The 24727-nt window shown below is 75.1% G+C and carries 9 protein-coding genes and 1 pseudogene; 9 read left to right on the forward strand and 1 reads right to left on the reverse strand.

The genetic code is table 11. The features are described 5' to 3' along the window. From EJA20_RS18750 to EJA20_RS13525, 6 genes and pseudogenes are all read left to right on the forward strand, one after another. A pseudogene (locus EJA20_RS18750) lies at nucleotides 1-249 on the forward strand (hypothetical protein); the annotation flags it as partial. Between the two features lie 311 nt (nucleotides 250-560). Beyond that, nucleotides 561-6452, forward strand: coding sequence for a PKD domain-containing protein (locus EJA20_RS13505; RefSeq protein ID WP_164983983.1), 5892 nt, complete (start codon nucleotides 561-563; stop codon nucleotides 6450-6452). A gap of 241 nt (nucleotides 6453-6693) precedes the next feature. Beyond that, nucleotides 6694-10905 carry a LamG-like jellyroll fold domain-containing protein gene (locus EJA20_RS13510; protein WP_129338861.1) on the forward strand — a complete coding sequence of 1404 codons (4212 nt, stop codon included), beginning with the start codon at nucleotides 6694-6696 and terminating at the stop codon, nucleotides 10903-10905. A 103-nt stretch (nucleotides 10906-11008) separates the two neighbouring features. After that, nucleotides 11009-12376, forward strand: a complete 1368-nt coding sequence (locus EJA20_RS13515; protein WP_129338863.1) for a hypothetical protein — start codon at nucleotides 11009-11011, stop codon at nucleotides 12374-12376. After that, entirely contained in the window at nucleotides 12363-13784 is a 1422-nt protein-coding gene (locus EJA20_RS13520) for a tyrosine-protein kinase domain-containing protein (RefSeq protein WP_129338865.1), read from the forward strand. The genes EJA20_RS13515 and EJA20_RS13520 overlap by 14 nt, the downstream gene beginning before the upstream one ends. 73 nt (nucleotides 13785-13857) lie before the next feature. Then, nucleotides 13858-15423 (forward strand): glycosyltransferase family 39 protein, encoded by a 1566-nt coding sequence (locus EJA20_RS13525; protein ID WP_164983984.1) that lies wholly within the window; start codon nucleotides 13858-13860, stop codon nucleotides 15421-15423. A 10-nt stretch (nucleotides 15424-15433) separates the two neighbouring features. Here the strand turns inward: EJA20_RS13525 and EJA20_RS13530 are convergent, their stop codons facing one another. Next, a complete protein-coding gene (locus EJA20_RS13530; protein WP_129338869.1) occupies nucleotides 15434-16150 on the reverse strand; it encodes a hypothetical protein in 717 nt (238 codons plus the stop codon). Between the two features lie 172 nt (nucleotides 16151-16322). On the opposite strand from EJA20_RS13530, the gene EJA20_RS13535 reads away from it, so the two are divergent. The 3 genes from EJA20_RS13535 (at nucleotide 16323) to EJA20_RS13545 (ending at nucleotide 24665) form a co-directional block, all read left to right on the forward strand. Next, the gene (locus EJA20_RS13535) at nucleotides 16323-16781 is read left to right on the forward strand and encodes an FAD synthase family protein (protein WP_205687503.1); all 459 of its coding nucleotides are present in this window, start codon (nucleotides 16323-16325) and stop codon (nucleotides 16779-16781) included. Nucleotides 16782-16945: 164 nt separating this feature from the next. After that, complete coding sequence (locus EJA20_RS13540) at nucleotides 16946-20170, forward strand: LamG-like jellyroll fold domain-containing protein (protein WP_129338871.1); 3225 nt, start codon at nucleotides 16946-16948, stop codon at nucleotides 20168-20170. 310 nt (nucleotides 20171-20480) lie between these two features. After that, nucleotides 20481-24665, forward strand: a complete 4185-nt coding sequence (locus tag EJA20_RS13545; protein WP_129338873.1) for a PKD domain-containing protein — start codon at nucleotides 20481-20483, stop codon at nucleotides 24663-24665. Nucleotides 24666-24727 lie beyond the last annotated feature (62 nt).

Genomic DNA, 24727 nt, shown 5'->3' on the forward strand with positions numbered 1-24727 from the left:
GGCTCCGCGCCGGCCGACCTGTCCGGGCTGTCCGTGACGGCGTACTCCGGCGAGGAGGGCGTCCCGGCGAGCACGGTCGCCTCCGACCCGGCGAACGTCCCCCTGCCCGCGACCGTCGCGGCCGAGGAGGCCGCGGAGGGCGTGTACGTCTTCGTCGCCCCCGCGGCCGCCGCCGCCCGCATCGCCGTCGTGGTCCAGGTGGACGCCGCGTCCGCCCCGCTCGTCTTCGACGCGCCGCCGCTCGGCTGACGGCGGGCGCTCCACGCCTGGTACCCCCGGGGGAGCACTCGGCGCGCCCGCCGGGACGGCCGGGTCGCTCGCCGCGCCCCCGGCGCCCCTCAGGGCCCGGCCCGTGCCTGCCGCCCACGCGCGTCCGGCGGTCGTGACGCCACGCAAGGGCCACCGCTGGGACGGGTGAACGCCTCGACGTCAGCGGGTGAATAGCACATGCTGCGCCTCGGCGCGCGCCCGGCACGCGGCTATCGTCCCGAAGGTCCGGATCCGGGCGATCCGTGGGTCTCTCCCGCCGCGGCGACGCCCCGCAGAGAAGCGAGCGTGCTGTGCCCCTCCTCCGTCGCGGAGCCCTCCGCTCGCTGGCCGTCCTGGTCGCCGGTGCGCTCGTCGGCGTCGGCCTCGCCGTCCCGGCGACGGCCGACACGGTGCCGCTCGACCCGGCCGACCCGCGCACGCCGGTCACGGTGGCCGCCGACGCCCTGCCGACGGCGCAGATCGACGGCGTCGCCTGGTCCCAGACCGTCGTCGGGAACACCGTGTACGTCGGGGGCAAGTTCACGACGGCGCGGCCGCCCGGCGTGGCCAAGGGCGGTGCCGGCACGGTGACCCGCACCCACCTGCTCGCCTACGACATCCGCACGGGCGAGCTCCTGCCCTTCAACCACACCCTCGACGGGCAGGTCCGCTCCGTCACGCGCTCGCCCGACGGGTCGCGCGTCTACGTCACGGGCGAGTTCACGAAGGTCGACGGGCAGTTCCGCGTCCGCGTCGCCGCCTTCGACACCGCGACCGGGGCGCTCGTCGCCGGGTTCCGGCCGACGCTGGGCACGACGGGCCTGGCGGTCACCGCCACGAACACCGCCGTCTACGTGGGCGGCAACTTCACGACGGTCGCGCCCGTCACCGGCGGGACGCTCGTCGAGCGCCGCTACCTGGCGGCCTTCGACGCCGCCACCGGCGCGCTGCTGCCCTTCCGCGCCGACGCCGACGCCGTCGTCACCGCCCTGGCGGTGAGCCCGACGAACGGCCGCGTCGTCGTCGGCGGTCGGTTCACGAACCTCGCCGGCGCCACGAGCTACGGCCTCGGCTGGGTCGACCCCGCCAGCGGCGCGCCCGCGCCCCTGCCCGGCAACGCGCAGATCCGCAACTACGGCGACGGCTCCTCGATCACCGCCCTGCACGCGGACGCGAACGGCATCTACGGCACGGGCTACGACTACTTCGGCAGCGGCAACCTCGAGGGCACGTTCCGGCTCGACCCCGGGACCGGAGCGGTCTCGTGGATCGCCGACTGCCACGGCGACACGTACGGCGTGTGGGCGGCCTCGAACGCGGTCTACGTCGCCAGCCACAACCACTACTGCGGCAACATGGGCGGCTTCCCGCAGACGGAGCCCTGGAGCTTCTACTACGCCACCGCCTTCAGCATGGCGGCGACGGGCACGAACACCCGCGACATCTACGGCTACCCGGACCACCCCGGCCAACCGGCCCCCTCCGCCCTGACGTGGTACCCGGCGCTCACCCCGGGCGCCGCCACGGGCCAGACGCAGGCGGGCTGGAGCGTGTCCGGCAACGACGAGTACGTCGTCTACGCGGGCGAGTTCCTCACGGTCAACGGCGTCTCCCAGCAGGGCCTGACCCGCTTCACGACGAAGGACAAGGCCCCGAACAAGCAGGGCCCCCGCCTGTCCGGCAACGCCTTCGACCCGGTCGTGTCCTCGAACGTCAAGGGCCAGGTGCGCATCTCCTTCCGCTCGAACTGGGACCGCGACAACGAGACGCTGACCTACCGGATCTACCGCACGAGCGAGAACCGCGCCCCGGTCTTCACCGACACGATCACCACGCCCTTCTGGAAGGTGCAGAGCCGGTCGTTCACGGACACGGGCCTCGCGGCCGGGAGCAGCCAGACCTACCGCGTGACGGCCACGGACCCCTACGGCAACGTCGCCCGGTCCAACTGGATCACCGTCACCGTCAACGCGACCGACGAGCTGAGCCCCTACGCCTCGGCCGTCCTCGGCGACTCCCCGACCTCCTTCTGGCGGCTCGGCGAGCCCACGGGACCGAACGTCGAGGACTGGGCCGGGACGGAGACCGCCAGCGCCGGCGCGGGTGTGACGCGCGGTGCACCGGGAGCCATCGCGGGGGACACGAACACGGGCGCCCTCTTCAGCGGCGAGGGGAACGGGCTCGTCGCCACGCGCACCGCGGTCCCGGGCCCGCAGACCTTCTCCCTCGAGGCGTGGTTCCGGACCACGAGCACCACGGGCGGGAAGATCGTCGGCTTCGGCAACACGAACAGCGGGAACAGCAGCGCGTTCGACCGCCACGTCTACATGCTCCGCACGGGCCAGGTGTCCTTCGGCGTCTACCCGGGCCAGGAGCGTCGCGTCACCTCCAGCGCCGCCCTCAACGACGGCGAGTGGCACCACGTGGTGGCGACGCTCGGCCCCGAGGGCCAGCGCCTGTACATCGACGGGAAGCGGGTCGCCCAGCGCAGCGACACGACGTCGGCCCAGGCGTACACCGGCTACTGGCGCATCGGCGGGGACACCTCGTGGAGCGGCGGTGACAACTACTTCGACGGGGCGGTCGACGAGGTGGCGGTCTACCCGAGGTCGCTGACCGCCGCCCAGGTGGACCGGCACTGGTCGGCCGCCGGCCGCGTCTCCACGACGCCGCCCGTCCCGACCGACGAGTACGGCCGGGCCGTCCACGAGCTCGAGCCGGAGCTGTACTGGCGTCTCGACGAGACGTCGGGCACGGTCGCCGGCGACGCCGGCCCGCTCGGCACGGAGGGCACGTACGTCGGCGCGTACACGCTCGGCGCCCCCGGCGCCCTGCGCGGCACCCCGGGGACGGCCCTGGCGGTGCGGCGGCCGCAGGGCGGGGGCAACGGCGGCTTCGTCGCCTCCCGCGTCGCGGTGCCCGCGCCGGACGTCTTCAGCGAGGAGGTCTGGTTCCGGACCACCTCCACGACCGGCGGCCGCATCATGGGCTTCTCGAGCTCCAACACCGGGACGTCCGGCAACTTCGACCGCCACGTCTACCTCGAGGGCGACGGGCGCCTGTCCTTCGGGGTCTGGACGGGTGCGATGAACCTGGCGCAGACGTCCCAGGCCTACAACGACGGCGCGTGGCACCACGTCGTGGCGACGCTGTCCGGCTCGGGCATGCGCCTGTACGTCGACGGCGCGCTGCAGGGCACCCACCCCCAGACGTCCGGCGAGGGCAGCTCGGGCTACTGGAGGGTCGGCGGGGACAACAACTGGGGTCCCGGGACCTGGCTCGACGGCACCCTCGACGAGGCCGCCGTGTACCCCGGCGTGCTCTCGCCGGAGCAGGTCGCCCAGCACTACCGGATCGGCTCGCGCAACCTCGTCCCGGTGGCGGCGTTCGCGCAGGCGGCCACCGACCTCGACGTCTCCCTCGACGCCTCGGGCTCGAGCGACGCCGACGGCACCGTCGCCGGCTACGCCTGGGACTTCGGCGACGGCACGACCGGCACCGGCGTGCGGACGACGCACCGCTACGCGGCCGGCGGCACGTACACGATCACGCTGACGGTCACGGACGACGGCGGCGTCACCGGCACCACCCAGCAGGAGGTGACCGTCCGCCCCGGCAACGTCGCGCCGACGGCCCGGTGGACCTCCGTCGCCGACGACCTGGCCGTCGCGTTCGACGGCCGGCCCTCGACGGACGCCGACGGCACGCTCACGGCCCACGCCTGGGACTTCGGCGACGGGACCACGGGCACGGGGGCGACGACCTCGCACACCTACCCGGCGCCGGGGCAGTACACCGTCGCGCTCACCGTCACGGACGACCGCGGGGCGACCGACGTGGCCACCCAGACCGTCACGGTGACGGAACCGGTCAACGAGGCTCCGACGGCCCTCTTCTCGACGGGCACGTCCGGCCTCACGGCCACCGTCGACGGCGAGGGCTCGACGGATCCCGACGGCACCGTCACCGGCTGGGCCTGGGAGTTCGGCGACGGGACGGTGGGCACCGGCCCGACCACGTCCCACGCGTACGCCGCCACCGGCACCTACACGGTCCGCCTGACCGTCACGGACGACGACGGCGCGACGGGCACCACGACGCGCACCGTCACGGTGACGGAGCCGCCGAACGCGGACCCCCGGGCCGCGATCGACACCGTCGTCGAGGAGCTCACGGCCCGCGTGTCGGGCGCTCGCTCGACGGACGCGGACGGCACGGTCGTCGGCTGGGCGTGGACGTTCGGGGACGGCACCACCGCCTCGGGCGAGTCGGCCTCGCACTCCTACGCCGCCGCCGGCACGTACCCCGTCACCCTCACGGTGACGGACGACCGCGGCGCGACCGCGACGGCCTCGACCTCGGTCACCGTCGTCGCCGCCCCTCCGGCCAACGTGCCGCCCACGGCCGCCGCGACGTCGACCGCCGACGGCCTCCGGGTGAGCGTCTCGGGCACGGGGTCGGGCGACACCGACGGGACCGTCGCGTCCTACGCCTGGTCCTTCGGGGACGGGGGCACCGCCACGGGGCCCACGGCCGACCACACCTACGCGGCCGCGGGCACCTACCCGGTGACGCTGACGGTGACGGACGACCGCGGGGCGACGGGGACCACCACGATCTCGGTGACCGTGGCGGCCACGCCGCCGCCCCCCGGCGGCACCCTCGCGGCGGACGGCTTCAGCCGGTCGACGACGGGCGGCTGGGGGTCCGCCGACACGGGCGGCGCCTGGTCGACCACGGGCACCGCGAGCCGGTTCACGGTCTCCGGCGGCGCCGGCCGCATGCAGGTCCCGGCGGGCTCGACGATGACCGCCACGCTGGCGGGCGTGAGCTCGACGAGCACCCACCTGGAGACCACGCTCACGCTGCCCGTCGTGCCCAACGGCGGCGGCACCCAGCTGACCGCGCTCGGGCGGCGGACCTCCTCGACGCAGCACTACGGCGCCCAGGTGAAGGTCCTGGCCTCCGGCGCCGTGGAGCTGCGGGCCATGCGCTCGGGCACCTCGCTCGCCGCCCGGACGGTCAGCGGCCTCACGGTCGCGGCGGGCCAGTCGCTGCGCGTGGCGGTCGAGGTCGAGGGCACGTCCCCGACGACGGTCCGCACGAAGGTGTGGAAGGTCGGGACGGCGGAGCCCACGGCGTGGACCCACGTCGTGACGGACACGACCCCGGAGCTGCAGACGGCGGGCGCCGTGGGCCTCGTCGCCTACGTGTCGGCCTCGACGACGAACGGCCCGCTGGCGCTCGGAGTCGACGACCTCGTCGCCCGGACGGTGGGCGCGGTGCAGCCCGCCCCGAACGCGGCGCCGACGGCCCGCTTCACGCCGACGGCCTCGGGCCTCACGGTGGCGGTCGACGGCTCCGCCTCCAGCGACGCCGACGGCACGGTGTCCTCCTGGGCCTGGTCCTTCGGGGACGGCGGCACGGCCACCGGCGCCACGGCGACGCGCACCTACGCCGCCGCCGGCACCTACACGGTGCGGCTCACCGTGACGGACGACGACGGCGCCACCGCGTCGACGGAGCAGGCCGTCACGGTCGCGGCACCGCCGGCGGGCAGCCCGGTGGCGGAGGACGCCTTCGGGCGCACCGCGGCCACGGGCTGGGGCAGCGCGACCGCGGGAGGTGCCTGGACCTTCTACGGCGCCAGCACGCTGTTCTCCGTCTCCGACGGCGCCGGGCGGATGTCCCTCGCGCGCGCCGGCATCGGCCCCCGCGCCACGCTGGCGGGGGTGAGCGCGGCCGACGTGGACGACACCGTCACGGTGAGCCTCGACAAGCTGCACAGCACGGGGTCCCTGCAGGTCTGGACCACGGTGCGGTCGCAGGGCTTCGAGACGGGCTACCTCGCCAAGGTGCTCGTGTCGTCGACGGGCCAGGCCACCTCGCTGCAGCTGCTGCGGCGGGTGTCCGGCACGGAGACGCTCATCGCCTCGGCGCCGCTCACGGGGGTCCGGCTCGCGCCGGGGGAGGCCCTGCGGATCCGCGTGCGCGCGGAGGGCAACGGCCTGACCCAGCTGAAGGCGAAGGCGTGGAACGCCGCGGGCGCGGAGCCCACGACGTGGGCGCTCGAGCGCAGCGACTCCACGGCCGCGCTCCAGGGGGCCGGCGGGGTCGTGCTCGCCGCCTACCTGCCGGCGTCCGTGACCAACGCCCCGGTCGTGCTGGGCTGGGACGACCTGCGGGTGGTCCCCGCGGGGTGACCGCCACGCCGACGGCGGGCTGCGCGGGACGCGGCCCGCCTCCGGCGGCCCGCTCCCGGCGTCCCGCGTCGCACCCCTCCGCACCCCGTGCGGGTGGGGGGTGGGTGAGATCGGACCGCTGCGCGGGTGATCGCGTGCCCGGCCCGTCCCGCTCGTGCCGCTGTGCCCCCTACCGTCCGATCTGCCCACCCTCCCCCGGCCGGTGCGCGTCCCCTCGGGGCCCGCCCAAGAACGAGGTCCCGTGCTCACCACCCTCCAGCGGGGCGGCCGACTGCTCGCCGCCGCGGTCGTCACGACCCTCGCCGTCGCCGGCTGGGGGCTGCCCGCGAGCGCCGACACCGCACCGACGGACCCGGCCGCCCCGACGACCCCCACGACGGTGGCGGCGGACGCCCTGCCGACGGTCCAGATCGACGGGGTCGTCTGGTCGCAGGCCGTCGTCGGGAACACGGTCTACGCCGGCGGGTCCTTCACCACCGCCCGGCCGGCCGGCGCCGCCGCGGGGGTGGGGACGGTCTCGCGGACGCACCTCCTGGCGTACGACATCACGACCGGTGAGCTCGTCCCCTCCTTCAACCACGTGCTCGACGGCCAGGTGCGCTCCGTGACCGCGTCGCCGGACGGCCGGCGCCTGTACGCCGTGGGCGACTTCACGAAGGTCGACGGGCTGTGGCGCGTGCGCATCGCCGCGTTCGACACCGCCACCGGCGCCCTCGTCCCCGGCTTCCGGCCCTCGCTGGGGACCTCGGGGCTCGCGGTGACGGCCACGGACGACACCGTCTACGTCGGCGGCAACTTCACGCAGGTCGCGCCCGTGACCGGCGCCACGCTGCAGCCGCGCGCCTACCTCGCGGCCTTCGGCGCGGCCGACGGCGCGCTCAAGCCCTTCACCGCCGACGCCGACGCCCCCGTCACGGCGCTCACCACCACCGTGGACCGCTCGCGCCTCGTCGTCGGCGGGCGCTTCGCGAACCTCGCCGGGGCGACGGCCCTCGGGCTCGCCTCGGTGGACCCGACGACCGGCGCGCGCCAGGCCTTCCCCGTGACGCAGCAGATCAACGTCTACGGCTCCCAGGCCGGCATCACGAGCCTGTCCGCCGACGCGAACGGCATCTACGGCACGGGCTACAAGTACTCCGGCGGCACCGGCAACCTCGAGGGCACCTTCCGGGCCGACCCCGCGACGGGTGCGCTCCTGTGGGTGGCCGACTGCCACGGCGACACCTACTCGGCGTTCGCCACGCACGGGGTCGTGTACGCGGCGAGCCACGCGCACTACTGCGGCAACATCGGCGGCTTCCCGCAGACGACGCCGTGGTCCTTCTACCGGGCCAACGCCTTCAGCCTGGCCGCCACCGGCGTGAACACGAAGGACCCCTACGGCTACAAGGACCACCCGGGCGAGCCCGCGCCGTCGCTGCTGAACTTCTACCCCGACCTCGCCCCCGGCGGGTTCACCGGGCAGACCCAGGCCGCGTGGAGCGTCGCCGGCAACGCCGACTACGTCGTCTACGGCGGGGAGTTCCCGGTGGTCAACGGGGCGTCGCAGCAGGGCCTGGTCCGCTTCGCCGTCTCCGCGAAGGCCGCGAACACGCAGGGGCCGCGTCTGTCCGGCACCGCCTTCGACCCGACGGTCCGGTCCGACGTCACCGGGGAGGTCCGCCTCACGCTGGGGACGAACTGGGACCGGGACAACGAGACCCTGACCTACCGCGTCTACCGGACCCGGGAGGGCCTGGCCCCCATCTGGACCGAGACGATCACCACGCCCTTCTGGAAGCCGCAGCAGCGGGTCGTCACGGACACGGGCCTCGCCCCCGGCAGCACCCAGACGTACCGGGTGACCGCGACGGACCCCTTCGGCAACGTCGCGCGGTCGAGCTGGATCACCGTGACGGTGGAGGACTCCTACGAGCGCTCCGCCTACGCCCGCACGGTGCTGGCCGACGGGGCCGCGTCCTTCTGGCGCCTGGGCGAGCCGTCCGGCTCGACGGTGGGCGACTGGGCCGGGACCGCCACCGCGACGGCCGGCGCCGGCGTGAGCCGCGGCGCCACCGGCGCCGTGACCCCGGACGCGAACCGCGCCTCGAGGTTCTCCGGCGGCACCGACTCCTTCGTCACCACCCGCACGGCCGTGGCCGGCCCCCAGACGTTCTCCGTCGAGGCGTGGTTCCGCACGACGAGCACGACCGGCGGCAAGGTCGTCGGCTTCGGCAACGCCGCCACGGGCACCAGCACGGCCTACGACCGCCACGTCTACCTGACGGCCGCCGGCAAGCTCGTCTTCGGGGTCAACCCGGGCGAGAAGCGCACTCTCACCTCCGCGCAGTCCGTCAACGACGGCCAGTGGCACCACGTCGTCGCCACGCTGGGCGCGGGCGGCCAGGCGCTCTACCTCGACGGCCGCAAGGTCGGGGGCCGCACCGACACCACCTCCGCCCAGGCGCTCACGGGCTTCTGGCGGATCGGGGGCGACAAGTCCTGGGAGGGCGCGTCCTTCCTCGCCGGCGACATCGACGAGGTCGCGGTCTACCCGACGGCCCTGTCCGCCGCGCAGGTCGACGCCCACTGGACCGCCGGAGGCCGCACGTCGAGCCTGACGACCGCCCCGGCGGACGCCTACGGCCGCGCCGTCTGGGCGAGCGGACCCGACAGCTACTGGCGCCTCGACGAGACCACCGGCACCACCGCGGCGGACCTCTCGCCGGCCGGGCAGTCGGCGGGCACGTACGTCGGCGCGCGGACGCAGGGCACCGCCGGTGCCGTCGCCGGCACGACGAACGGCGCTCTGACGACCGCGACGGCGACCGGGAACGGGACCGGCGGCTTCGCCGTGGCGAAGACGGCGTCGGTCAACCCGACGACCTGGTCCAGCGAGGTCTGGTTCCGCTCGACGTCGAAGAGCGGCGGCCGGGTCACCGGCTTCGGCGACTCGACGACCGGGCTCTCGACGAACTACGACCGACAGGTGTACCTCAACGCCGACGGCACGCTGAGCCTGGGGGTCCTCGTCGGCACCACCCGCGTCGTCGTCACGACGCCCTCCGCGTACAACGACGGCCAGTGGCACCACGTGGTGGCCACCCAGTCCGCGGCCGGCCAGCGCCTCTACGTCGACGGCGCCCAGCGGGCGGCCGGCACGGCGACGACCGCGCAGGTCCGGACCGGCTCCTGGCGGGTCGGCGGGGACCGCACCTGGGGCCCCGGCTCCTGGCTCGCCGGCGCGGTCGACGAGTTCGCGGTCTACCCGATGGCCCTCACCGCGGACCAGGTCGCGGAGCACTGGCGGATCGGCACGGGCGCGCCCGCGCCGAACGTCGGCCCGACGGCGGCCTTCACCACCGCCACGACCGACCTGACGGTCACGGTCGACGGCACGACCTCCACGGACGGCGACGGCACCGTCGTGGCCCACGACTGGAGCTTCGGGGACGGCGCCACGGCGACGGGGGCGACCGCCTCCCACGCCTACGCGGCGGCCGGCACCTACACCGTGACGCTCACCGTGACCGACGACCGTGGCGCGACGGCCACGACGACCCGCACGGTCACCGTGACCGAGGCCAGCCGTGCCCCGGTGGCGGAGTTCACGGCCACCGCCGACGGCCTCAACCTCGTCGTCGACGGGTCCGGCTCCACCGACCCGGACGGCAGCGTGCGCAGCTGGGCGTGGTCCTTCGGGGACGGCGCGACGGCGACGGGCGCCACGGCGTCCCACGCCTACGCGACGGCCGGCAGCCCGACCGTGACCCTGACGGTCACGGACGACGCCGGTGCGACGAGCACCACCTCGCGCACGGTCGAGCTCACGGCACCGGCCGACGGGCGCACCGCGGCGGACGCCTTCGACCGCGTCGTCACGGGTGGTTGGGGCACGGCCGCCGTGGGCGGGACGTGGGCCACGACGGGGACGGCGAGCCGGTACTCCGTCGACGGGGCGACCGCCCTGCAGGCCGTCCCGGCCGGCTCGACGCTCACGGCCGCGCTGTCGTCCGTCCAGGCGACGAGCACGCGGACCGACCTGGTCCTCGGCGTCGACCGCCTGCCGAGCACGGGCTCGGACGTCCTCACGCTCCAGGCGCGCCGCGTCACCTCGACGAACGCCTACGGCGCCCAGGTGAAGATCCTCACCAGCGGTGCGGTCCAGGTCTACGCGACGAAGGCGAACGGCACCTCCATGGGCGGTGGCACGGTCGCCGGCCTCACCTACGCGCCGGGGGACCGGCTGCACCTGCGGGTGGAGGTGGAGGGCACCGGCTCCACGGCCGTCCGGGTGAAGATCTGGCGCGAGGGGATGACGGAGCCCTCGGCCTGGAACGTGTCCGTGGCAGACTCGACGGACACCCTCCAGGTCGCTGGCGGCCTCGGGCTGACCGCCTACGTCTCCGCCTCGGCGACGAACGGCCCCGTCACGTTCCGGTACGAGGACCTGCAGCAGGTGTCGCTCGGCTGACGACGTCCGCCGGGTGCCGCTCCTGCGGCGGCCCCGGTGGACGTCCCCGGCGGCGGGGTGCCACGGTGCGGTGCACCGAGCGGCGACGACGACCGGAGGAGACGTGTCAGGCAGCCAGGCCGACCTGCTCGCCCTCGGCGTGCTCGGGCTCAGCATGGCGGCCGTCGGCTTCCTCGTCGTCCAGCGGTTCCCGGCCCTCGGGGTCGTGGGGTACCTCGCGGTCGTCATGCTCGTCCCGGAGTGGCTGGGCCTCACGGTCGGCGCGTACCTGTCGCCGCTGGCCGTCGTCGGTCTCGGGGTCGTCGCGGCCCTGGGGCGCGGGAGCGGGTTCCGTCCCGTCGCGTTCGACGTCGTCCTGGGCCTCCTGCTCGGCGCGGTCGTCGTGTGCGTCGGGGCAGGGCTGCAGACGATGGGCAACCTCTTCCTCGTCCTGCTCGGGTGGGTCGTGCCCTACACGGCGGCCCGGGTGCTCGGGTCGCGCACCGACCCCGGGTGGCTGCGCTCCGTCCTCGCCGTGGTCGTGCTCGTGACCGCGGTGCTGGCGGTGCAGGAGTGGCTGCTCGGTCGCAACCTCTTCGTCGAGGTCTTCAACACGGGGACCTCGCGGTACGTGCAGTGGTCGGAGCTGCGCGAGCGCGGCGGCCGGCTGCGGGTGGAGGGCGCCTTCGGCAACTCCATCGCCCTGGGCGGTGCCCTCGCGCTCGTCGTGCCCTACGTGTGGTCCAGCCGCCTGCGGCCGGCCCTGAGGTACGTGACGCTCCTCCTGGTGCTGCTGGCCTCGGTGATGACCATCAGCCGCATCGGGATCGCCTCGACGGCGCTGGCGCTCGTCCTGTCGCTCGTCCTGCTGCGCGGGGACGCGACCCCGGCCTTCCGTCGTCTCGTCACCGGCACCCTCCTCGTCGGAGCCGTCGTGGCGGTCCCCTTCGTCCAGGGCGTCTTCACCGAGGCCGGGGACGAGGCCCAGGGCAGCGCGGAGTACCGGGGCGACCTGCTGAGCCTGCTGCCGTCCATGACGGTGATCGGCCAGTCGCGCGCCGCGTACACCACGTCCTCCGGCGTCACCGGGTTCGGCGATTTCGAGTCCATCGACAGCGCGATGATCCTCATCGGTCTCCAGTTCGGCTGGCTCGTCCTCGTCGTCCTGCTCGTCGCGGCGCTCGCGGCCGTGGTCGGCGTGGTCCGGCGGCCGAACCCGCCCCTCGTCGCGGTCGTCGCCACGCTGCCGGCCCTCACGAGCGTCGCGTTCATCACCCAGTTCACCGCCTTCTTCTGGTTCACCGTCGGTCTCGCCGTCACGGAGTGGCACCGTTCGCGCCCCGACGGCGAGCCGCTCACCGGCGCGCTCCCGGGGGCGGCGACGCCCGCCCTCCCCGCGCCCCGACCCCCCGTCCGCACCCTCGCCGCGTCCGTCCCGGCCGGCAGCCCCAGCTCCACGACCACCCCCGGGAGGCGCCGTGCGCGCGCATGACCTGCTCACCTCGTTCCGCAAGCGCTGGCTGTGGATCCTCGTGCCGTTCCTCGTGGTCGTCTCGGGGATCACGTTCCTCTCGCTCGAGGCGCCGAAGATCTACCGCTCGTCGGCGAGCATGTACGTGTCCCTCTCGATCGGGCGGAACGCCGCCGACCTCAACCAGGGCTCGTCCTTCACGCAGAGCCAGATGCAGTCGTTCGCGCGGCTCGCGTCGCTCCCGATCGTCCTCGAGCCGGTCGTCGAGGACCTCGGTCTCGACACGACCGCGAGCCGGCTCGCGGGCCGCGTCACGGCGACGACACCGGCCAACACCGTCCTGCTCACCGTCACCGTCTCCGGCCGCGACCCGGAGGAGACGGCGCAGATCGCCGACGCCGTGAGCGAGGAGCTCGCCGACGTCGTGACGCGCATCTCCCCGTCCGACGAGGCGGGCCAGTCGACCGTGGCGGCGACCGTCATCGACTCCGCCGACGTCGCGTCGTCGCCCGCGTCGCCCAACGTGCGGCGCAACGTGGTCGCGGCCGCCCTCGCCGGGCTGCTGCTGGGCCTCGTCGCCGCTTACCTGCGCGACCTGCTGGACACGCGCGTCCGGCTGCCCGAGGACGTCGACTCCTCGGCGGGCGTCCCCGTCCTGGCCCAGGTCCCGGCGGCCCGCCGCAACGCCGCGACGAGCGTGCTGAGCACCTTCTCCTCCGACCGGCAGGCGGAGGAGTACGGGCGCCTGCGGGTCAACCTCCAGATGATCGGGCGGGTGAACGAGCCCCGGGTCTTCGTCTTCTCCTCGGCCCTGCCGGGGGAGGGCAAGTCGACCTCGGCGATCCGGGTGGCCCTGTCGTTCGCGGCCTCGGGCGCGCGCACGCTCCTCGTCGACGCGGACCTGCGCCGGCCCGCCGTCGCCAGCTACCTCTCCTTCGAGGGCTCGGCGGGCCTGACGGACTGCCTCATCGGGCGGGCGGAGTTCGAGGACGTGCGCCAGGAGGTCATGCCGAACCTCAGCCTGCTGGCCTCGGGAGCGGTGCCGCCGAACCCGAGCGAGCTCCTCTCGTCGTCCGCGCTGGAGCAGCTCCTCGACCAGGTGCGGCAGGAGTTCGACGTCATCGTCGTCGACGCGCCGCCGCTGCTGCCCGTGGCCGACGCCGTGATCCTCTCGCGCACCGCGACCGGGGTGATCCTCGTCGCGGACGTCCAGCAGGTGCGCCGCGCGCAGCTGCGGAAGGCGGTCGACGCCGTGCGGCTCGGCGGTGGTCGCGTCGTCGGCGCCGTGCTCAACCGGGTCTCGGCCGGCTCCGAGCAGGTGTACGGGTACAACGCGGTGCAGCCGGCCGAGGCGACCGGCCGCCGGCACGGGCGCCGCGAGGACGTCGCGGCCGAGGCCGCCGACGCCCGCGAGGCGCGGGTCCGGTGACGCCCTCACCCGAGCCCGCGCGCCCGCCGCGGCACCCGTGACCGCGGCGCCGCCGCAGGCCCGGCCGGGTCCCGTGGCCGCCCTCGCCGGGGCGCGCCCGGGGCCGAGCGCGGCCGTGGTCGCGCTCGTGGCGACCGTCCTGCAGCTCCCGGCTCTCGGGGGCCCGTCGCTCTGGACGGACGAGGCGGCCACGGTCTCGGCCGCGACCCGGTCCCTGCCCGAGCTGTGGCGCATGGCCGGGACGCTCGACGCGGTCCACACCACGTACTACGTCCTCATGCACCTGTGGACGGCGGTGGCGGGCACGGGGGAGTGGGCGCTGCGCCTGCCGAGCGCCGTCGCCGTCGGTGTGGCGGCCGCCGGCACGTACGCCCTCGCCCGCCGGACGGGAGGGCAGGCCCTGGGGCTCCTGGCGGCGGCGCTGCTCGTCGTGCTGCCCCGGACGACCTGGATGGCGGTGGAGGCGCGCCCGTACGCGCTGGCGACCGCGGTGGTCGTCCTGTCCTTCGTCGCCCTCGCACGGGCCCTCGAGCACGGCGCCGTGCGCCGGTGGGTGCTCTACGGGGTGCTCGTCGGACTGGCGGTGCTGCTGAACGTGTACTCCGTGCTCCTCGTCGCCGCCCAGGGCGCGACGGTGCTCGTGCACCCCGGCCTGCGGCCGCGGTGGCGCGCGTGGCTGGTGTCGGCCGCGGCGGCGGGCCTGCCGCTGGTCCCCTTCGCGCTCGCGGTCCTGGGGCAGTCCGGCCAGGTCGGGGCGAACGACACGGGCCCCCTCGGCCTCCTGCGCAACGTCGTCGTCAACCAGTGGTTCCTCGGGGAGACGCCGACGGTCTTCACGCGCACGGACGCCACGGCGACGCCCGCGGACCCGTTCGACGGCGTGTGGCAGCCCGCCGCCGTGCTCCTCGCCCTGCTCGCGCTGGGCCTGGTCGTCGTGGCGCTGGTGCGGGTGGCGCGGGACCCCGCGGCGCGCCGCCGGGTGGCCGCCACGGCGGCCTGGACCCTTCCGTGGCTCGTGCTCCCGACCCTCGCCCTCGTCGCGGTGGCGGTGGTGACGCGGTCCTACAGCCCGCGGTACCTGTCGGCCTCGACGCCCGCGCTGGCGATCGTGCTGGCGGCCGCGGTCCTGCTCCTCGCGCGGCGGTCGCTCCGCGTGGGCGCGGTCGTCCTCGTCGTCGCGCTGGCCCTGCCCGTGGCGGCCTCGCAGCGCACGGAGAACGCGAAGAGCGGTGCTGACTGGCGGCAGACGGCGGCCGCCGCCGGCCGCCTCTGCGCGCCCGGGGACGGGGTCTACTTCGCGCCCCGGGCCGCACCGACCGGCACGACGGTGGGCCTGACGACCCGGGGTGTCTCCGTCGCCTACCCCGGGCCCTTCCAGGGCCTCGTCGACGTCACCGCCCTGCGCTCGCCGGTAGCGGCGGCCAACCTCGTCGGGGAGTCCCGGCTGCTGCGGGACGCGGGCGCGACCCTGCGCGACCTCGGCGCCGTGTGCGTCGTGCGGCGCTTCGACGCCCCCTCCGCGGCGTCCGCGGCCGACGACGCGACCCTGCGCCTCGCCGGCCTCGTGCCGACCGACGCCTGGGCGGGACCGCTCGACGAGGTCCTGCGCTACGAGCGCACCGGCGGCACGGCCGGCTGAGCGCCGCCGGTCAGGCGGCGGGCAGCGGCGCGTCGACGACGAGCACCGGTGCCCCGGGGACGCTGTAGACCTCCGTGCGCACCGCCCCGCCGACGCCCTCCGGGAGCAGGAAGACGAAGACGCCGTCGGCGGACCCGCCCGGCGCGGCGGACGGCGGGAAGGGCTGGGCGCCGGGGCCGCTGAGGCCGCTCGCCGGGACGAGCTCGGGCCCGACGTAGGCGTTCACCACCGCCGAGGCGAGGTCGAGGGGCGCGGGGCCGCCGTTCGTGACGCGCACGGTCACGCGCACGGCGGGGCCGGCGCGCTCACCGGGGCCGGCCGCCTCGCCCGCGACGCGCTCGAGCCCGACGACCGTGAGCTCCACCCCGGCCGCGACGGGCACGGGCTCCTCCGGCTCCGCCTGCACGGTGGGCTCGGCCGACGGGGCGGGAGGAGGGTCGGCGGCCGACGAGGGAACGGCCGCGGGGGCGCTCGGGGACGGTCCCCCGTCCGTCGGGGCTGCGGGCGCCGGGTCCGACGGGCTCGCGGTCGGGTCGACGGCCGACGCGGACGGGGAGCCGACCGGGCCGGCCGACGGCGAGACGCCCGCCGTCGGGGTGGCCCCTGCGCCGGCCGGCGACCCGGGGCCGTCGAGGGCGACCCACGTCCCCGCCGCGACGGTGAGGACGGCGACGGGCACGGCCACCAGCAGGCTGGTGCGACGGCGTGAGCGCGGGCCCGAGGGCATGCGGACAGCCAACCACGACGGGCGGCCCGGGGGCGGGTGTGAGGTGCGTCGGGACGGAGATCACCCGGTCAGCCGCTGCCCCTGGACGACCGCTCCCGTTAGGTTCGGTGTCGATCACCGTTCACCCCTCGTGCCGACGGCGCCAGCGAGGCCCGTCCCTGAGGAGCCCCCAGTGCCCCGACCCGTGGTGGGTTACGCCCCCGGTGCCTACGACCTTTTCCACGTCGGGCACCTCAACATCCTCAAGCACGCGAAGCAGCACTGCGACGTGCTGATCGCGGGCGTGGTGAGCGACGAGATGCTCGAGCTCGCGCGCGGCCGCCGCCCGGTGGTCCCGCTGGCGGAGCGGCTGGAGATCGTCAGCCACATCTCCTTCGTGGACCGCGTCCACGCCGAGACGGTCCCGGACAAGCTCGACACCTGGGCCGAGCTGCGTTTCGACCGGTTCTTCAAGGGCGACGACTGGCGGGGGACGCCCAAGGGCGCCGCCCTGGAGCGCCGCTTCGCCGAGGTCGGCGTCGAGGTCGTCTACTTCCCGTACACGATGCACACCTCGAGCACCGCCCTGCGTCGCGCCCTGGCGCTGCTGGAGTCGGCCCCCCTCGACGCGGCCCGCAGCACGGAGGCCTGACGCCGGACGGGCGGCGACGGCCGCCGCCGGTCCGTCCGCCGGGGGCGTGCCGGGCCGTCGCCAGTGGCGCGGTTCACCCGTCCACACCGGACACACCGGGACCGACCGGACCTACCCTCGTAACGCACGGGGCGTCGGCCCCGGGCTCTGGGGGGATGACCGGCATGGCGATGACGACGTCACGGACGACCGCACGACGACTGGTGGCGGGGCTCGCCGCCCTGGCGACCGCCGCGACGGGACTGGTGCTCGCGGCTCCCGCGAGCGCGGACACGGTGCCCACCGACCCGGGTGAACCGGCGACGGTGTCCGTGGACCCGTTGCCGACGGTCCAGATCAACGGCGTGGTCTGGGACCAGGCCGTGGTCGGCGGCCGCGTGTACGCCGTGGGGGAGTTCACCCGGGCGCGCCCGGCCGGCGCCGCGGCGGGGACCTCGGAGGTGACCCGCACCAACGTCCTCGCGTACGACCTCGCGACCGGCGTCCTCGTGCCGTCCTTCGCCCCGTCGGTCAACGCGCAGGTCCGGACCGTGGACGGGTCGCCGGACGGACGCACCGTCTACATCGGCGGGGACTTCACGTCCGTCGGCGGGCAGACGCGCAACCGCGTCGCGGCCTTCGACGTGGCCTCGGGCGCGCTGCTCGGCTTCAACCCCTCGGTCAACGGCCGGGTCAACGCCATCGACGTGAAGGCCTCGGGCGTCTACCTCGGCGGCGCGTTCTCCGTGGTCTCGGGCCAGTCCCGCACCCGGGTCGCGGCCGTGTCCCCCGCCGGGGCGGTGCTCGGCTTCCGCGCGACGGTGCCCGACGGCGAGGTGCGCGGGGTCGTGCTCTCGCCCGACGGCTCCTCCGTCGTCATCGGCGGCGGGTTCACGAGCGTCAACGGCTCCGCCGACCCGGGGTTCGGCCTGGCCCGGCTGGACGCGACGAGCGGCGCCAACAAGTCGTTCCCGGTGAACTCGGTCATCCGCAGCGCGGGGCCCGGGCGGGCCATCTACGGCATGGACGGCGACGCGCAGGGCGTCTACGGCGTGAGCTACGGGTACAACACGAGCCAGCCCAAGTACGAGGGGACCTTCGCGGCCGACTGGGACGGCAACCTGCGCTGGCTCGAGGACTGCCACGGCGACTCGTACGACGTCTTCACGCAGGGGCAGGTCACGTACAAGGCCGGTCACCCGTACCGGTGCAACACCATCGGCGGCGTCCCGCAGAACGCGGACCGCACGAACTACTTCGGCTTCGCCTTCACGAACTTCGCCACGGGCACCGTGGGCCGCAACACGCAGAGCGGCTACGCCGGCTTCGAGGGCCGCCCGGCGCCGTCGCAGCTGACGTGGTTCCCGACCTTCACGCCCGGGACGTACACGGGTCAGAGCCAGGCGGGATGGACCGTCGAGGGCAACGGCCAGTACGTCCTCTACGGCGGCGAGTTCACGCACATCAACGGTACCCGTCAGCAGGGCCTCGTCCGGTTCGCGGTGCGCGAGATCGCCCCGAACAAGGTGGGCCCGACCCTGAAGGGCGCGGCGATCAACCCGACGCTGGAGTCCTTCGTCCCGGGCTCCGTGCACGTGCGGTGGCCGGGCAACGACGACCGGGACAACGAGCGCCTCACCTACCGCCTCTACCGCGGCTCCACGCTCGTCAGCGAGCAGACGGTGGACGCGCCGTTCTACCGGACCCAGGCGGGCGGCGCCGTCGACCGAGGCCTGCCGCCGGGCAGCACGCAGAGCTACCGGCTGACGGTGTCGGACCCCTTCGGCAACACCGCCACGTCCCAGACGGTCTCCGGGACGGTCGCCTCCGGCACCGTCGGGACCTACGCCTCCCGCGTGCTCGCCGACCGGCCGCGCTCCTACTGGCGTCTCGGGGAGGACAGCGGCACCGCGGTCCGCGACTGGGCCGGCATCGACGACGGCCTCGCGGCCGCCGGCGTGACCCGGGGCGGCCCGGACGCCGTCCGCGACACGGACGGCTCCTCCCAGTTCTCCGGGACGAGCAGCGGCTGGGTCTCGACCAAGCTCGCGCAGCAGGCCCCGGACACGTTCACCGTCGAGGGCTGGTTCCGCACGACGAGCACCACCGGCGGCAAGATCGTCGGCTTCGGCAGCTCGTCGACCGGCGGCTCGGCCTCCACCGACCGGCAGGTGTACCTCGACAACAGCGGGCGCGTGGTCTTCGGGGTGTACCCCGGCGCGGTCCGCACGGTCGTGAGCCCGGGGGGCTACCGCGACGGGCGGTGGCACCACGTGGCGGCCTCCCTCGGGGCCGGCGGCATGCGCCTCATGGTGGACGGCGCCGTCGTCGCCAGCCGGACGGACACGACGAGCGGCCAGTCCTACCGCGGCTTCTGGCGCATCGGCGGGGACTCCATCGGCACCGCGTGGACCAACCGGCCCACCAGCCAGTACCTCGCCGGGACCATCGACGAGGTCGCCGTCTACGACCGGGTCCTCACGACGGCCGAGGTCGCCGCGCACGTCCAGGCGGCGACGGGGACCGGGAACGCGGCGCCGCTGGCGTCGTTCACCGCCTCCACGTCGGGGCTGACGGCCTCCGTGGACGGCGGCGGCTCGACGGACCCGGACGGCAGCGTCACAGCCTGGGCGTGGGACTTCGGGGACGGGGCGACCGCCTCCGGCCGCACCGCGAGCCACGCCTACGCCACCGCCGGCACCCGGGCCGTCACCCTGACCGTGACGGACGACCGGGGCGCCACCGCCTCGACGACGCGCCAGGTCACCACCACCGCCCCCGCGCCGGACGGGGTCGTCGCGCGCGACGCCTTCGGCCGCTCGGTGGGCAGCGGGTGGGGCGCGGCGGAGGTCGGCGGCCCGTGGACGGTGAACTCCACGACGAAGACCTCCGTCGACGGGTCCGTCGGCGTCATCGCCGCGACCCCCGGCTCCACGCTGGAGGCGACCCTGCAGGGCGCCACCGCCACCAGCAGCCGCGTGTCCGTCGTCGTGGGGTCCGACGCGGTCCCCACGGGCGGAGGTGCCCAGGTCCGGGTGCTCGCCCGTGCGGTGTCCCCGTCGGCCTACTACGGGGCCCAGGTGAAGATCTCCGCCACGGGCGCCGTGCAGCTCTACGTGACGAAGGACAACGGCACGCTCGTCAACGGGGTCACGGTCCCGGGCCTGGTCTACGCGGCGGGCGACCGGCTGAACGTCGTCGTGGAGACGCAGGGCACGTCCCCGACGACGGTGCGCGCGAAGGTGTGGAGGGTCGGGACGAGCGAGCCGTCGGCGTGGACCGCCCAGATGACGGACGCGAGCGCAGGTCTCCAGGCACCGGGCTTCACGGGGCTGCGGGTCTACCTCACGAGCACCGCGGTGGCGAACCGCTTCACCTTCGACGACCTGTCGGTCACGCAGCTGCCCTGAGGCCGGCACCGCGCCACCGGCACAGCACCATCACCGCACCAGCACCGCAGCCCGTCGGGTCGTCCCGGCGGGCTGCGGTGCGTCCGACGGGGCCGGGCGTCCCGGAGGCCCCGGCGGGGGACGTCGTGCCGAGCGGGTGATCCTCTGCGCTGCGCGGGTGATCTGCACCGCAGAGGGGCGATTCGGCCGGGGACGGCACCTACTGTCGCAGTTGTCCGATCGCGAGAGACCCCGCGACGGCCCACCCCACCTCCGCACGGCGGGGCCGGCCCGCGCCCTCGGCGAGAGCACTCGTAGAGAAGAGCACCCCATGTCCGCGACCCCGAGGAAGATCCGCGGGCTCGTCGCCGCGGTCGCCGTCGCGGCGCTCACCGCCGTCGGGCTGGCCACGCCCGCCCAGGCGGACAGCGCCCCGGTGAACCCGGCCGACCCGACCACGCCGACGACCGTCACGGCCGACGCCCTGCCCACGGTGCAGATCGACGGCGTCGCCTGGTCGCAGGCCGTCGTGGGGAACACCGTCTACGTGGGCGGCAGCTTCACCACGGCGCGCCCCGCGGGCGCGGCGGCGGGGACGAGCACGACCCCGCGGAGCAACCTGCTGGCCTACGACATCCGCACGGGCGCGCTGATCACCTCCTTCGACCACGTCGTCGACGGCCAGGTCCGGTCCGTCACCGCCTCGCCCGACGGGTCGCGCGTCTACATCACGGGCGACTTCAGCCGGGTCGACGGCCAGTACCGGGTGCGCATCGCCGCCTTCGACACCGCCACGGGCGCCCTCGTGCCCGGGTTCCGACCGACGCTGTCGAACAGCGGCCTGGCGGTCGCCACCGACGGGGCCACGGTCTGGGTCGGCGGCATGTTCCAGCAGGTCGCGCCCGTCACGGGCGGCACCCTCGTGCCCCGGGCGTACCTCGCGGCCTTCGACGCCGCGACGGGTGCGGTCAAGCCCTTCGCCCCGACCGTCGACTCCAGCGTCCTCGCCCTGGCGCTCCCGCCCGGCGGGGGCAAGGTCTACGCGGGCGGCCGGCTGAGCACCGTGAACGGCACGACCGTCAACGGCCTCGCCGCGCTCGACCCGGTGACGGGCGCGCCCCTGCCCTTCCCCGTGAACACGAAGGTCCAGGCCTACGGGCCGGACTCCGCGGTCTGGAGCCTCTTCGCCGACGCCACGGGCGTGTACGGCACGGGCTACAAGTACTTCTCCACCGTCGGCAACCTCGAGGGCACCTTCCGCGCCGACCCGACGACGGGCGACCTCGCCTGGATCGCGGACTGCCGCGGCGACACCTACTCGGCGACCGTCGTCGGCGACGTCGTCTACACCGCGAGCCACGCGCACGACTGCAGCAACGTCGGCGGCTTCCCCGAGACGAACCCGCGCTCGCACCACCACGCGAACGCCTTCACCGTGGCCGCCACGGGCAAGAACGTGTCCGGCTCGAACGGCACCTGGCACCTGGGCCGGCCGGCCCCGTCGATGCTCAACTGGTTCCCGGACTTCGTCCCGGGCACGGCGACGGGCCAGGGCCAGGCGCCCTGGAACGTCACGGGCACGAGCGACTACGTCGTCTACGCCGGCGAGTTCCTGTCGGTGAACGGCACGGCCCAGCAGGGCCTGGTCCGGTTCGGCACGTCCGCGAAGGCGACGAACACCCAGGGCCCGCGCCTGTCCGGGACGGCGTTCCCGCTGCAGGCGACGTCGATCGACAAGGGCACGGTGCGCCTGGCCTTCGGCACGAACTGGGACCGCGACAACAGCGCCCTGACGTACCGCCTCTACCGCGCGACGGAGAGCTCGCAGCCGATCTGGTCGGAGACGATCTCGTCCACCTTCTGGACCTCCTCCGCGCGGACGGTCATCGACGCCGAGGCACCGGCCGGGACCACGCAGCAGTACCGCCTGACGGCGACGGACCCCTTCGGGAACGTGGCCCGCTCGAGCTGGGTCACGGTGGAGGTGGGCAGCACGAGCCTCGTCGGCTCCTACGGCTCCGCGGTCCTGCGGGACGGGGCGACCAGCTACTGGAAGCTCGGCGAGAGCCCCGGGACGACGACGGTGCGCGACTGGGCCGGCACGCTGCCGGCGAAGGCGGGCACGGGCGTGACCCTCGGCGAGGCCGGGGCGCTCCAGGGCGACACGGACACCGCCGCGCGCTTCAGCGGCACCTCGGCCGGCCTGGTGGCGACCCAGACCGCGGTCGCCGGCCCGCAGGTCTTCTCCGTCGAGGCGTGGTTCCGCACCACGACGACCGCCGGCGGCAAGATCGTCGGTTTCGGCAAGTCCAGCAGCGGCGACAGCGCCAGCGTCGACCGCCACGTCTACATGGCGCCGACCGGCAAGGTGTCCTTCGGGGTCTACCCGGGCGTGCGCACGGTCGTCACCTCGGCGAAGGCCTACAACGACGGGCAGTGGCACCACGTGGTCGCCACGCTCGGCGGCACCGGTCAGCAGCTGTTCCTCGACGGGCAGCTCGTCGCGCAGAACCCCTCCTCCACGGTGGCGCAGGCCTACAACGGGTTCTGGCGCATCGGCGGGGACAAGACCTGGGAGGGCGCCGCGTACTTCAACGGCTCCGTCGACGAGGTCGCGATCTACCCCAGCGCCCTCTCGGCGCAGCAGGTGACGCGCCACTTCGACGTCGCCCGGGCGGTCAACGCGGCGCCGAGCGCGTCGTTCACCGCGACGGCGCAGGCCCTCACGGCCACCGTGGACGCCTCGGCCTCGGCCGACGTCGACGGGACGGTCGCCGGGTACGCGTGGTCGTTCGGCGACGGCACCACGGGCACGGGCCGCACGGCCTCCCACGCCTACGCCGCGGCCGGCACGTACACGGTCACGCTGACGGTCACGGACGACGCCGGCGCCACGGCGACCACGACGCGGCCGGTCACGGTCGAGGCCCCGGTCCTGCCCGCCGACGGCGTCGTGGCCCGGGACGCCTTCGGGCGGACGGTCGTCTCCGGCTGGGGCACCGCCGACGTCGGCGGCCCCTGGACGGTGAACTCGGCGGCGAAGTTCGGCGTCGACGGCTCCGTCGCGGCGATCTCGGCCACGCCGGGGTCCACCCTCAGCGGCACCTTGGAGCGGGTGGCCACGACCGACTCGCGGGTGTCCGTGGTCCTCGGGTCCGACGTCGTGCCGTCGGGCGGCGGCGCCCAGGTCCGGGTGATGGGGCGTGCGGTGTCGGGCAGCCTCTACTACGGCGCGCAGGTCAAGATCTCCCCGACGGGTGCGGTGCAGCTCTACGTGACGAAGGAGAACGGCACGCTCGTCAACGGGGTGACGATCCCCGGCCTCGTCTACGCCAAGGGCGACCGGCTGAACGTCGTCGTCGAGACCCAGGGCAGCTCGCCGACCACGGTGCGCGCCAAGGTCTGGAAGGTCGGCACGACGGAGCCGGCGGCGTGGACCGCGCAGATGACGGACGCCACGGCGGCCCTGCAGGCGCCCGGGTTCGTCGGGCTGCGGGTCTACCTGACGAGCTCCGCGGCGACCACGCGGTTCACCTTCGACGACCTGCGGGTCACCGCCGGTGCGCCGGCGCCGCAGCCCGAGCCGGAGCCGGAGCCCGAGCCCGAGCCGGTGAACGCGGCGCCGACGGCGTCCTTCACCTCCGCGGTGCAGGACCTCACGGCCTCCGTGGACGCCTCGGCCTCCGCGGACGCCGACGGCACCGTCGCCTCCTACGCCTGGGCGTTCGGGGACGGCAGCACGGGCACGGGCCGCACCGCGACCCACGCCTTCGCCGCCGCCGGCACGTACACGGTCGGCCTGACGGTGACCGACGACGACGGCGCGACGGCGACCACGACGCGCACGGTCACCGTCACGGCGCCGGTGACGACGCCGCCGGTGCCGCCGGCGGACGGCACCCTCGCCCGCGACGCCTTCGGCCGGACGACCACGTCCGGGTGGGGCACCGCCGACCTCGGCGGGGCGTGGACGGTCAACTCGGCCGCGAAGTTCCTCGTCGACGGAGGGGCGGGCGTCGTCGCCGCCACGCCGGGCTCCACCCTCACGGGCACCCTGGAGGGCGTCTCGGCGACGAGCAGCCGGGTCCAGGTCGTCCTCGGCTCCGAGACGGTCCCCTCGGGCGGCGGCGCGCAGGTCCGCGTCCTCGGTCGCGCGGTGTCCTCGACGAGCTACTACGGCGCGCAGGTGAAGATCTCCGCGACCGGTGCGGTGCAGCTGTACGTGACGAAGGAGAACGGCACGCTCGTCAACGGCGTGACGGTCCCGGGCCTCGTCTACGGCGCCGGGGACCGCCTGAACGTGGTCGTCGAGGTCGAGGGCACGTCCCCGACCACCGTGCGGGCCAAGGTCTGGAAGGTCGGGACGGCCGAGCCCGCGGCGTGGACCGCGCAGATGACGGACGACACGGCGGGCCTGCAGGTCGCGGGCTTCACCGGGCTCCGGGTCTACCTGACCAGCTCCGCGGCGGCCAACCGCTTCACCTTCGACGACCTCGCGGTGACGCGCCTGGGCTGACCGGCTCCGTCGTGTCCGGGGGTGCCTGTGAGGGCCGGGCGTCCGGGGCGACGGCCCCGGGG

Origin of the sequence: Cellulomonas endophytica (assembly GCF_004123805.1) — a bacterium.
GTDB classification, from domain to species: domain Bacteria; phylum Actinomycetota; class Actinomycetes; order Actinomycetales; family Cellulomonadaceae; genus Cellulomonas; species Cellulomonas endophytica.